At 57.6% G+C, this 11,749-nt stretch carries 8 protein-coding genes and 2 rRNA genes (1 of these 10 cut by a window edge); 7 read left to right on the forward strand and 3 right to left on the reverse strand.

Features of this window, described 5'->3' with window-relative positions; genetic code table 11:
* Positions 1-154 precede the first annotated feature (154 nt).
* The 3 genes from GM415_RS02530 to GM415_RS02540 all read left to right on the forward strand — a co-directional run bounded on the left by GM415_RS02530 (position 155) and on the right by GM415_RS02540 (position 4,434).
* The gene (locus GM415_RS02530) at positions 155-850 is read left to right on the forward strand and encodes a DUF4197 family protein (protein WP_158946268.1); all 696 of its coding nucleotides are present in this window, start codon (positions 155-157) and stop codon (positions 848-850) included.
* Positions 851-859: 9 nt separating this feature from the next.
* The gene (locus GM415_RS02535; protein ID WP_158946269.1) at positions 860-2,899 is read left to right on the forward strand and encodes an AsmA family protein; all 2,040 of its coding nucleotides are present in this window, start codon (positions 860-862) and stop codon (positions 2,897-2,899) included.
* Positions 2,900-3,048: 149 nt separating this feature from the next.
* Positions 3,049-4,434: an esterase-like activity of phytase family protein gene (locus GM415_RS02540; protein WP_158946270.1), complete on the forward strand. Its 1,386-nt coding sequence runs from the start codon at positions 3,049-3,051 to the stop codon at positions 4,432-4,434.
* A gap of 89 nt (positions 4,435-4,523) precedes the next feature.
* On the opposite strand, the gene GM415_RS02545 is transcribed toward GM415_RS02540, so the two are convergent.
* Positions 4,524-5,279 (reverse strand): dimethylarginine dimethylaminohydrolase family protein, encoded by a 756-nt coding sequence (locus GM415_RS02545; protein ID WP_158946271.1) that lies wholly within the window; start codon positions 5,277-5,279, stop codon positions 4,524-4,526.
* A gap of 252 nt (positions 5,280-5,531) precedes the next feature.
* Between GM415_RS02545 and GM415_RS02550 the strand changes: the two genes are divergently transcribed.
* The 4 genes from GM415_RS02550 to GM415_RS02565 all read left to right on the forward strand — a co-directional run bounded on the left by GM415_RS02550 (position 5,532) and on the right by GM415_RS02565 (position 9,358).
* Positions 5,532-6,866 (forward strand): hypothetical protein, encoded by a 1,335-nt coding sequence (locus tag GM415_RS02550; protein WP_158946272.1) that lies wholly within the window; start codon positions 5,532-5,534, stop codon positions 6,864-6,866.
* Positions 6,867-6,871: 5 nt separating this feature from the next.
* Positions 6,872-7,537 (forward strand): tetratricopeptide repeat protein, encoded by a 666-nt coding sequence (locus tag GM415_RS02555; RefSeq protein WP_158946273.1) that lies wholly within the window; start codon positions 6,872-6,874, stop codon positions 7,535-7,537.
* Positions 7,538-7,704: 167 nt separating this feature from the next.
* Positions 7,705-8,730 (forward strand): patatin-like phospholipase family protein, encoded by a 1,026-nt coding sequence (locus tag GM415_RS02560; RefSeq protein WP_158946274.1) that lies wholly within the window; start codon positions 7,705-7,707, stop codon positions 8,728-8,730.
* Between the two features lie 4 nt (positions 8,731-8,734).
* Entirely contained in the window at positions 8,735-9,358 is a 624-nt protein-coding gene (locus GM415_RS02565) for a hypothetical protein (protein ID WP_158946275.1), read from the forward strand.
* An 81-nt stretch (positions 9,359-9,439) separates the two neighbouring features.
* Here GM415_RS02565 and rrf read toward each other — a convergent pair.
* A 5S ribosomal RNA gene (gene rrf / locus GM415_RS02570) occupies positions 9,440-9,554 on the reverse strand.
* A 67-nt stretch (positions 9,555-9,621) separates the two neighbouring features.
* Positions 9,622-11,749 (reverse strand): 23S ribosomal RNA (locus GM415_RS02575); it runs 810 nt beyond the window's last position.

An 11,749-nucleotide genomic window follows, 5' to 3' on the forward strand; every position in this document is an offset into this window, starting at 1 on the left:
CGCCCCATACGCACTTCTTGAAGTGCCGCTTACGGGCGGCAAGGCAATTTCATCAAAAAAATGATGAAGCGGTTCGTTTTTTTGACGGCCCGCTATGCAGACCCCGTCTCCCGTGATAGTATCGGCCAAGAACTCGAACTTACCGGAGGACACCATGCGTGCATCTCGCTTTTCTCTTTTCGCGGCCGCTTTGCTGGCCGTCATTTTCGCAGCCCTTCCCGCCGAGGCGGGCTGGGGCGACATCGCCAAACAGGCCGCGGATGAAGGCAGCAAGGCTGCCGGTCTCTCCTACACCCCGTCCGAGGCCATGGCCGGAGTCAAGGAGGTGCTGACACTGGGGAGCGATTACGGCGTCTCCACCCTGACCTCGGGAGACGGCTTCTCGGCCAACGCGGCCACAGCCCTGTCCCTCCCGGACTCCCTGTCCGGACTCTCCGGCTCCTCCAGCCTCCTCTCTGCCCTGAACAGCGCCGCCATGGACGCCGTGCCGGAAACCGGCGGCATCTTCAACCAGGTCATCCAGGGCCTTTCCCTGGCCGACGCCTCCTCCATGTTCGGGAGCGGCTCCACCAGCATCACCGATGCCTTTGCCGCCAGCAGCCGGGACACCCTCAAGTCCATGGTCAAGCCCGTGGTGGAAAAGAGCGCGGCGGCCGCCGGGGTGGACACCTACCTGACGCCGCTCAACGCGGCCATGCAGGCCACGGGCTCGACCACCACTTTCGACGTAACCGACTACCTGTCCGGCAAGGTGGTCGACGGCATGCTGTATTACATGGGCGTGAAGGAGGAATCCCTCCGCTCCACCGGTGGGGCCGGAGCCTCGGCCCTGTTGCAAAAACTCTTCTAGGGGGTGCTTATGTCCAAACCGATCAAGATAATTCTGGCCGTAGCCGGTGCGCTCGCGGGCCTCTTCCTGGTCGCGGTCGTCATCCTCGTGACCACGGTCGATCCCAATGCCTACAAGGCCGAGATCAGCAAGGCGGTCAAGGAACAGACCGGACGCGACCTCGTTTTCGAGGGCGACATCCATTTCAATTTCCTGCCGTGGCTCGGCCTGGAGGTCGGCCCAGTTGCCCTTGGGAACCGGCAGGGCTTTTCGCCCGCGGAAATGATCCGCATTAACCGGGCCGAAGCATCCATCCGGGTCCTGCCGCTACTCACCGGCGACGTGGCCGTGGGTGTGGTGGTCCTGGACGGGCTGACCGTGAACCTGGCCGTCAACAAGAAGGGCATCAACAACTGGGACGACCTCTCCAAAGGCGAAAAGACCGCTGCCGCCGAGCCCGAATCGCAGGGCAAGGAGCAGGCCGAAGGCGGCTCCCTTGGCTCCCTGTCGGTCCTGGGAGTGGAAATTACCGGCGCCAATATCACCTATGACGACCAGAAAGCCGGCAAGAAGACCGCCGTCAACAACCTGAATCTGATCATCGGCGAGGTGGGCGACAAGCTGCCCACGCCCATCGTGCTGACCTTCGACCTCAAGCTGGATGATCCCAAGATCGAAACCCGGCCCAAGCTGACCGGCACCTTCACCTCTGACGCCGAGGCCGGAACCGCACGGCTCACGGACCTGGCACTGACGTTCCTGAACGCACGCCTGACAGGCGATTTCTTCGCCAGGGCCAAGGATGACAAGGTCGACTACTCCGCCGAACTCAAGTTGGACGAGATGTCCCCCAAGGAGCTCCTGTCCAAGCTCGGCATGGACATGGTCACAGCCGACACCGCCGCCCTGACCAAGGCTTCGGCGGATATCAAGCTCAACGGCACGCCCGACGCCGTGTCCCTGGAGAGCATGGCCGTGGTCCTGGACGACACCAATATTACGGCCACCGGCTCTGTTGCCAACTTTGCCAAGCCCGCTGTCCGGCTGGAACTGAACGTGGACGACATCGACGCGGACCGCTACCTGCCGCCCGCCAGTGACAAGAAGCAGGACGGGACCAAAACGGCCTCGACCGAAACAGCATCCAGCCAGGCCGAAGAGCCGGACCTGAGCGCCCTCAAGGACCAGGACCTCCGGGCCAAGCTCACCGTGGGCAAGCTCAAGGCCATGAACCTGCGCGTCTCAGACATCCTGGTGGAGATCTCCGCCAAGAACGGCATCGTGCAGGTCAACCCGTTCCAGGCCAACCTGTATGACGGCTCCCTCAAGGGCCACTCCACCCTCGACGTCCGGGTCACGCCCGCGCCGTGGAAGGAGAGCGCCGATCTCAAGGACGTCCAGGCCGGCCCCCTGCTCAAGGACCTGACCGGCAAGGACCACATCCTGGGCACCACCGTGGCAAAGTACGACGTCACCGGTTTCGGCCTGACCCCGGACAACATCAAGAAGTCCCTCACCGGAACCGCCTCCTTCGCCTTCACCGACGGCGCCATCAACGGCGTAAACGTGGCCAAGATGCTGCGTGACGCCTGGGCGCGCATCAAGGGCAAGGCCGTCAGCGCCGATGAACCCGCCCGGACCGACTTTGCCGAGCTCCTCGGCTCGGCCAGGATGGACAAGGGGCACATCACCAACGACGACCTGCTCATGAAGTCGCCCCTGCTCCGCGTCACGGGCAAGGGCTGGGCCGACCTGCCGAAAAACACGGTGGACTACCTGACCACCGTGACCGTGGTCGGCACCCTCAAGGGCCAGGAAGGCGAGTCCATCGAGGATCTCAAGGGATTGCCCGTTCCGGTCTACGCCAAGGGCAGCCTGGATTCACCCGAGATAGGTCTGGACGCCAAGGCTTTGGCAGAAGCCCTGTTCAAGGGCAAGTTCAAGGAAGGCACCAAGAACCTGGAGGAGAAGCTCAAGAAGGACATCCTGGGCGGCTCCAAGAGCGGCACCCAGAGCGGCGACACCCAGGAAACCAAGAAGCCCGGCAGCGTCCTCAAGGGACTCTTCTAAAACAAACCATCAGTCAGGAAGGGCCGGTTGCATCTCAGCGACCGGCCCTTTTTTCATCCCGACACGTCACGCAACCTTTACCGGTTCGACACCCTCCCCGAGCGATTCTTCACTATACAGTGACAAAATCATTATCAGGAGGCTGTTTCATGTTCCGTTCCCTGTTCACCGCACTGCTCGTGCTTCTTTCGGCCCAGTTCGCGCTGGCCGCCGATGTCGCCATCCAGAAATACGACATCGAGATTCCCGCTAAATTCCTGGTGCCCTACGCCGGGAAATATGCCGACCGCTTCCCGGACGGCTTCACCATCGGCATCGGCTCCGGCCTTTGCTACGTGGGCAAGGCCGCTGACGGCTCCCGCGTGTTCTACGCCATCGGCGACCGGGGCCCTAACGCCGACGCCCCCAAGCTGGAGCAGGACGGCAAGACCGTGCCCACCAAGATGTTCCCGGCCCCGGACTACACTCCGTCGTATGGAGCTCTCCGCGTCAAAGACGGCAAGGCCGTGCTGGCCAGCCTCATCCCCCTGCGCAACGAGCGCATGAAGCCAATCTCCGGCCGTCCCATTCCTCGCGGAGCGGTGGGCTCAACCGGTGAAATCCCGCTTGATGACACCCTGGCCAAGCTCGGCTTCGACCCGGACGGGCTGGACACCGAGGGCATCGCCATTGATCGCGAAAACCGCCGCAACCTCTGGATCTGTGACGAGTACGGTCCGTTCATCGCCAAGATCGACGGCTACACCGGCCGGATCATCAAGAAATACGTGCCCGGCAAGGGACTGCCCATGATCGCGGCCACGCGCCAACCCAACAGAGGCTTTGAAGGCATCGCCGTTACCCCTTCGGGCAAGGTCCTGGCCGCCATCCAGTCGGTCTGCGATGTGGACGGCAACATCAAGAAATCCAAGGCCACCTTCATCCGCCTGCTGCTCCTCGATCCGGCCACGGGCGCGGTCAGGCAGTACGCCTACCCGCACAACCGCGACGACTACAAGCTCTCCCGCGACGCCAAGATCGGTGACCTCCAGGCCCTTTCCGAAACCAAATTCATCATTATCGAACGGGGCAAGAACGCCGACGGCAAGACCCGCATCCCGTTCTACGTCATCGACCTTGAAGGCGCGACGGACATTACCGGCGTGAAGGCCAAGAGCGGCAAGGAGCTGGAGACCCTGGCCGACCGCTCCGATGTCGAGGCTATGGGTATCAAGTATGTCAAGAAGACCAAGCTGATGGACATCAAAGACTACGGCTGGAAACCGGGCAAGGCCGAGGGCGTGGCCCTGCTGCCCGACATGCGCACCCTGGCCGTAACCTCGGACAACGACTTCGGGTTCACCTTCAAGGTGGTCAACCCGGTCAACGACGCCGACGGCAAGCCGGTCAAATCCATCAAGAAGTACACCGTGGACGGCTCGGGCCAGGTGAAATACCAGGGCAAGCCCGTGGAAACCACCGTGGAACTCGTGCCCACGGGAACGGCCTCCAAGCTCTGGCTGGTGACACTGCCCAAGCGTGTGGACCGATACTAGGATCAGTCCGGGCCAGGCCCCGCATCATGCTAACAAAAAAGGGCGGCCTCTCATTCGAGAGGCCGCCCTTGCTTAGCTTGATTACTGAATTAGAACCGCAATGACAGGCAGGTCAGACCGCCGTCGAGCTTGCGGAACTCGGACATGTCGAGAACCACGGCGGGAGCCAGCGCCTCGACCTTCGCCAGGGTCTTGGGGAACCCGGCAGGCACGATAACCGTGCCGTTGATGTACAGGCAGTTGCGGGCATAGGCCTCGTCGTCCTCGACAATAACCTTGTCGAACTCGGCCAGCTCGGCCATGTCTGCGTAGGCCGGAGACACAAGCAGGGTGTTGTTCCCGACGTAGTTGACATCGGTCTTGAAGTGCAGGCTCGGCAGGCCCGAGATGGCGTGCCATTCATACCCGTATGCGCCCACGGCATTGCCCAGGGCTTCGGCACCGGCCATGTTGGTGCGGTCCGAAAGGCCGATGTAAAAAGTCCTGCCCACCTGGAGCACATCCCCGCCCTCGAACAGGGCTGGTGGCGTCACGCGGACTGTCGGTTTGAACCCGGCCAGCACAGGCGCGATGGTATCCTGCTCGCCCTGGCGGCTGGGGGCGCCCAGGGGAGCGATGACCGCCACATCCTCACAGACAACGGCGGTGTCCTCGACGAAGCAGCAGTCGGGATAGCCCGGCAGCGCGTCGAGAACGGTCACATCCAGGCCGAGGTCAGTCAGGGCGCGGCAATAGGCGTCATGCTGCTTCAGGGCCAACTCGAAATCCGGCTTCCCGAGGCCGGCGGTGGAAAGTCCGTCCACCATCTCAGCGGAGGGACGACGGGTGATTGCGTGTGTAAACATGGCGCTCCTATACTCGCTTTGTTTCCACAGTTCAACTTGAACACCCTCCCGAACAAGGGGCAAAATCGGGCCAACAGACCGGAATATCTGGTGACGCACGCTGCCGACCATCGATTATGAATGTCAAATGACATTTTTTTCATTGACTCAACTTCACCACAACGTAATACAGACAAGAATAGGATGAATTCCAATTTCACGGCATTACTATGCGCACACGGGATAATGCCATAGATTGAGGGGGGAGAGGGCATGACAAAAAAATATGCCAATTATCTAAAGATCGCGGCAACACACAACCTGCAGGAAATTGCCAAATGGAAGCGGGAATCCGAGATCAAGCTGATTGATGATTACTTGTCCAACCTGCCGGCATTGGGACGCCCGTTCATGCCGGACTACAGGAATGATTCCGCCAAACGCGCCGAAATGCTCAAAACGATTCAGGAAGACGGCAAGTACAATGCGGCCATAGAATATATCGGGTACATGGCGAGCGTGGCATCGGTTGTCTTCGCCAGGTCCACACCGGTAAGCCTCGGGGCAAGCTTCATCTCCTTGAGTCTTGCCAAGATGCCTTCACTCTCTCTTCCGACCCTGCCTAAGCTCATGCCTCTCACCATCATAGGACTGAACGCGACCCAACTGTCCTCCCTCATGAGCGACCTGAAAAAGATGGGGTATGATCCCGAAAAATATGAATTTGGAGACAGCCTCTCCTATGACCTATCCATTGACGGCAACATGAACGTGTACAAAATCACGCGTGGAGATGGCTCCACGGTTCTCGATACCATGGCGTTCAAAAGCCTGGACCAACTCCAGTCGGCGGAAAAGCTTGTCTGCTTCGCCTATCTGCTGGCGAAAAAGGACCAAAAAATATCTCGCACCGAGATGGAGCAATTGTTGGACAAGCTGGATGCCTTCCACTGCCTCTCGCCTACAGAAAAAACAAACGTCCTGGATATGACCAACAAGCTCATATTCTCTTTCGGAGCAGCCACTCCTCTCCCCGGACAGCATACGCCCGGGACCGAGTCCGACGGACCGAACAGTTCCCAGGCAGTTCATCAGGGGGCCCCTGATGAACTGTCACAGACAACCATCCTCAACGCATGCGGGATGAACGCCGCGGCCAGTTCCTGCGCCAAGGACGGCCCGGATTCGATTCAATTGAATGATAAGCCGGTATCCCACAAGCTCATCCACACGCCGGCCGTTGACGAAACGAAGCAGGATCCTGGGGACCAGCCCCCACCGCACGGCAGCATCACCCACACTTCCGCTGCAGGCGATGAGCCTTCGCTGTCCACAATCCTGAACGCAATCGATCCTGACAACGGCCAAAGCACACCTGGTGAGAACGCTTCCCCCCCGGATGCGCCGGATGCCGACGACTACCAGGCATTACTAAAGGAACTTTCCGGCTTCACACCGTCCAACCCGCAATCCCCGGGTTCCCAACCTGTCGAACCGCCCAGCCAGGTGGTCATTCCCACCAATGACAACAGCGCAGGAAACCAGGATGACGACCTGCACGATGACGACGATGGTGGCATGTTCTCCCTCCTCACACCGGACGGGTAGTCGCCATGCCCTTATTTGAAGACGCCTATCTACTGTTTGAAAGGGAAGACTTCGCGCAGGCCCTTTTTCTGCTCGACCAGCTGGTCGAACAGGAGCCCACCCAGGTCAACGTGAGGTACCTTCAAGGTATCTGTCATTTCAGGCTTGGGCACTTCGGCAAGGCGGAAGGCGCGTTCCGGTGTGCCCTTGGCATCAACTCCGACCACCTCGAGTCCCGCTATTATCTGGGGTTGTGCCTGGAACGGCAGGACCGCACTCGCGAAGCGCGAATGGCTTACGAAAAAGTGCTCGCCATTGATCCCTCCCACGGGATGGCGTTGAAAAAGATTGCCGAATTGGGCGGCTCCGGACAAACGGCTCCGAAACGACCGGAACAACCGCACTCTCCACCGCCTGACGTGCAAAGTCATAGGCAGGCTTCGCATATGCATTCTCCAACAGCGGAAACAGGGCAGCCAGCCGATAAAAAGACGAAATGGAAGTCGGCAAGACATCCTGTCGGTTGCTTTCTGGCGACGTTGCGCTGGCTGCTCCTGCTCGGTGCCGGGGCCGGGATTGGAGCCGTAATAGGAGGAACCATCGCCAAGGAACCGGGTGCAATAGGCGGCGGGGTGGCCGGAGCGCTTGTTTCGCAGTTGGTCCAAGTGTTGACCGTCAAACGGGAACGATGAGCCGGGTTGTGGCAAATGCTAACAGGACGTCGCCTCTTTTCCACACGCCTACGTGCGTGAGAAAAACGTGCACAGCTTGACCCAAACGGCCCATCCATATAGACAATAGGGTTAAAGGAGTATTGCGTGTTTCAAGTTTGATAGAAAAATTAAACGCGGGAGGAAACATGACACAGTTCGTCAATCTTTGTTTTGAGGGAGGTGGAGTTAAAGGGATAGCCTACGCAGGAGCGCTGAAGGTACTGGAAGAAAGGGGCGTCATACCCGATATCCGGCGTGTCGCCGGGACATCGGCCGGAGCTATTTCCGCAGCTCTTGTCGCTCTCGGCGCCGACTGGGAGGATGTGAAAGACATTGTCGGCGGAACCAACTTCCGTAAGTTCATGGACGATTCATGGGGCAACCTGCGGGACATAGCCCGCCTGGTTAAAGAGTACGGATGGTTCAAGGGCGATGCTTTCAGCGCATGGATGAAAAAGCAGGTGGGCGGCCTGGTTGGCAACAAAAATCTCACTTTCAAAGACCTCAAGGAAATGGCAGCGACCGATCCAGCCAAATACAAGGAGCTGACCGTCATCGGGACCAACCTCACTCTTCAGGTCCCGGAAACCTACAACGCCGAATCGACTCCGGACATGAGAATATGGGAGTCGGTCCGCATCTCCATGAGCATCCCGTTTTTCTTCGCTTCAGCCGAATACGAGGACGATGATGTCCTGGTGGACGGGGGAGTGACCTGGAACTACCCCCTGGATATCTTCGACCGGCGCATCTACCTCTCAGACTCGGGCAACACCGATACCTTTACCGTCGTCAAATACCCCACCCACAAATGGGATGATCACATCTACAACAAGGAAACCCTCGGCCTCAGGGTGGACACCAAGGACGAAATCGCCGCGCTCAAGCTCAGACAGCGGATGCCTCCGGTGGAGATCGACAATATCGCCAAGTATATCAAGTCGCTCATCGGATTCATGAACGACATGGCCAACAAGGCCCACCTGCACAAGAACGATTGGCAGCGAACCGTATTTATCGACGCCCTTGGAGTAGGCACCACGGACTTCGATCTCGATAGCGAGACCGTCAATGCGCTGGTGAAAAGCGGCGAGGACAATGCCAATGCCTATTTCAAATGGCTGGATAACGCCTCGCCCGATGAAGCCTTGAACAAAATCACGGGAGGATAAATCCATGAGCGAAGAATCCAACCCCACAGTTCCTGCAAAGCAACTGGTAAAGGGAAGTCTGGTCGGCATCACTGCCTACTTCATCGCCCTGTTCATGGGTTTGTCAGCCACGTTCCTGTTTATCTGGGACAAACTGCACCAGTCCATGCACGAGGCCGGCGCGACGGGGCTACTTAAAAACGTGGTCGCCACGGTTGCGTCGAACGCAACTATGAGTCCATCCATCATACCCGTTGAGGGAGGAACCTCATTCGTAGCAATTCCCGATTCGTTCGCCATATTGGTGGTGCTCACCTGCGGCGCATTTGGGGGGCTCATCCACGGAATCCGTTCCTTCTACTTTCACGTCAAGAAAGGGGACCTGGTCCAGCCAGACCTGATCAAGCTCGTGCTGCGACCGTTCAGCGGTTCCGTTTTAGCCATAATCTTCTACCTGGTGCTCCGGGCCGGTCTTGGTCAGGCTACGTCGTCAGACAGCGAAGATGGTGCGAGCATCATCTTCTATGCGGCTGTGGCGGCGATAGTGGGGATGTTCACGGACCAGACCGTGGCGAAGTTGAAGAAGGTGGCGGAGGCCATTCTCACCAAGTACGAGCGTCCAGAGGAGGCGGCGACGGACAAGCAGTGAGGGGGGGATGGCCGAGGTGCGGCGGCCGAACACCAAACGCAAAAAGGCCCTTCAGTTAGACTGAAGGGCCTTTGAAATATTCCTTGGCGCCGACCTACTTTCCCACACGCTACCATGCAGTATCATCGGCGATGGAGGGCTTAACTACCGGGTTCGGAATGGGACCGGGTGTACCCCCTCCTCCTTGGGCACCAAGAAAATTTGGTGAACCATAAGGTTCGAGATATATAGTCAATAGGGTGAAGAGAGAATTCCATTAATTGTAAAATAAGCCGCACGATCTATTAGTACCGGTCAGCTGAACAGCTCACACTGCTTACACCTCCGGCCTATCAACCTCGTGGTCTTCGAGGGATCTTCAGGGACATTCGTCCAGGGAGAACTTATCTTGAGGCGGGCTTCCCGCTTAGATGCTTTCAGCGGTTATCCTTACCGAACATAGCTACTCTGCAATGCCGTTGGCACGACAACAGAAACACCATAGGTTCGTCCACCCCGGTCCTCTCGTACTAGGGGCAGACCCTCTTCAATTCTCCTACGCCCACGGAGGATAGGGACCAAACTGTCTCACGACGTTTTAAACCCAGCTCGCGTACCACTTTAAACGGCGAACAGCCGTACCCTTGGGACCTGCTTCAGCCCCAGGATGTGATGAGCCGACATCGAGGTGCCAAACCGCGTCGTCGATGTGAACTCTTGGACGCGATCAGCCTGTTATCCCCGGCGTACCTTTTATCCTATGAGCGATGGCCCTTCCATTCGGAACCACCGGATCACTAAGACCAACTTTCGTTCCTGCTCGAGATGTCTCTCTCACAGTCAAGCTCCCTTATGCCTTTGCACTCAACGGCTGGTTTCCAATCAGCCTGAGGGAACCTTTGCAAGCCTCCGTTACTATTTGGGAGGCGACCGCCCCAGTCAAACTACCCACCAGACACTGTCTCCAAACCGGATAACGGTATTGGATTAGATATCTAAGTATCCAAGGGTGGTATTTCAAGGGTGACTCCACGACCACTGGCGTGGCCGCTTCAAAGTCTCCCACCTATCCTACACATGAATAATCAAATACCAATGTCAAGCTGCAGTAAAGGTGCACAGGGTCTTTCCGTCCTTCCGCGGGTACCCAGCATTTTCACTGGGAATTCAATTTCACTGAGTCTCTGGTTGAGACAGTGGGGAGATCGTTACGCCATTCGTGCAGGTCGGAACTTACCCGACAAGGAATTTCGCTACCTTAGGACCGTTATAGTTACGGCCGCCGTTTACTGGGGCTTCGATTTAGAGCTTCGTCCGAAGACTAACCCCACCTCTTAACCTTCCAGCACCGGGCAGGCGTCAGTCCCTATACATCGTCTTACGACTTAGCAGAGACCTATGTTTTTAGTAAACAGTCGCCCCCCCCGATTCACTGCGCCTCAGGTGTGCTCACAAAGTAAATAAGATCACACATCCGAGTACCCCTTCTCGCGAACTTACGGGGTCATTTTGCCGAGTTCCTTAACCAGAGTTCTCTCAAGCGCCTTGGTCTGCTCGACCCACCTACCTGTGTTGGTTTGCGGTACGGTCTGCATACGCTAAACTTAGAAGCTTTTCTTGGCAGCATGGAATCAATGACTTCAGTCGTTTAAAGACACGGCATCACGTCTCGGCCGTAAAGAAGAGCGGATTTGCCTGCTCCTCAAGCCTACACGCTTGCACCGGGATATCCAACACCCGGATCACCTATCCTCCTGCGTCCCTCCATCGCACACGTATACAGGTACAGGAATATTAACCTGTTTCCCATCAGCTACGCATTTCTGCCTCGCCTTAGGGGCCGACTTACCCTGGGAAGATTAACTTTACCCAGGAAACCTTAGGTTTACGGCGAATAAGTTTCTCACTTATTTTATCGTTACTCATGCCAGCATAATCACTTCTCATTAGTCCAGCTAACCTTCCGGTTCACCTTCATCCCATCTGAGAACGCTCGCCTACCGCTCACACATAGTGTGAACCCAAAGCTTCGGTACAATGCTTAGCCCCGTTACATTTTCGGCGCAGAATCGCTAGGCCAGTGAGCTATTACGCTTTCTTTAAAGGATGGCTGCTTCTAAGCCAACCTCCTGGATGTATCAGCAACTCCACCACCTTTCCCACTTAGCATTGATTTGGAGACCTTAGCTGTTGGTCTGGGCTGTTTCCCTTTTGGCCATGGACCTTCGCACCCATAGCCTGACTGCCATGCATCATTTTACGGCATTCGGAGTTTGATAAGGGTTGGTAACCTGGTGGGGCCCCTAGCCTTGTCAGTGCTCTACCTCCGCAAAACTAACATGACGCTATACCTCAATATATTTCGGCGAGAACCAGCTATCACCGGGTTTGATTGGCCTTTCACCCCTATCC

The sequence above is a fragment of the Pseudodesulfovibrio cashew genome, assembly GCF_009762795.1.
GTDB lineage: Bacteria > Desulfobacterota > Desulfovibrionia > Desulfovibrionales > Desulfovibrionaceae > Pseudodesulfovibrio > Pseudodesulfovibrio cashew.

Coding starts and splice junctions, on each gene's coding strand:
- GM415_RS02530 (WP_158946268.1), top strand. CDS start 155: ATGCGTGCATCTCGCTTTTCTCTTTTCGCGGCCGCTTTGCTGGCCGTC.
- GM415_RS02535 (WP_158946269.1), top strand. CDS start 860: ATGTCCAAACCGATCAAGATAATTCTGGCCGTAGCCGGTGCGCTCGCG.
- GM415_RS02540 (WP_158946270.1), top strand. CDS start 3,049: ATGTTCCGTTCCCTGTTCACCGCACTGCTCGTGCTTCTTTCGGCCCAG.
- GM415_RS02545 (WP_158946271.1), bottom strand. CDS start 5,279: ATGTTTACACACGCAATCACCCGTCGTCCCTCCGCTGAGATGGTGGAC.
- GM415_RS02550 (WP_158946272.1), top strand. CDS start 5,532: ATGACAAAAAAATATGCCAATTATCTAAAGATCGCGGCAACACACAAC.
- GM415_RS02555 (WP_158946273.1), top strand. CDS start 6,872: ATGCCCTTATTTGAAGACGCCTATCTACTGTTTGAAAGGGAAGACTTC.
- GM415_RS02560 (WP_158946274.1), top strand. CDS start 7,705: ATGACACAGTTCGTCAATCTTTGTTTTGAGGGAGGTGGAGTTAAAGGG.
- GM415_RS02565 (WP_158946275.1), top strand. CDS start 8,735: ATGAGCGAAGAATCCAACCCCACAGTTCCTGCAAAGCAACTGGTAAAG.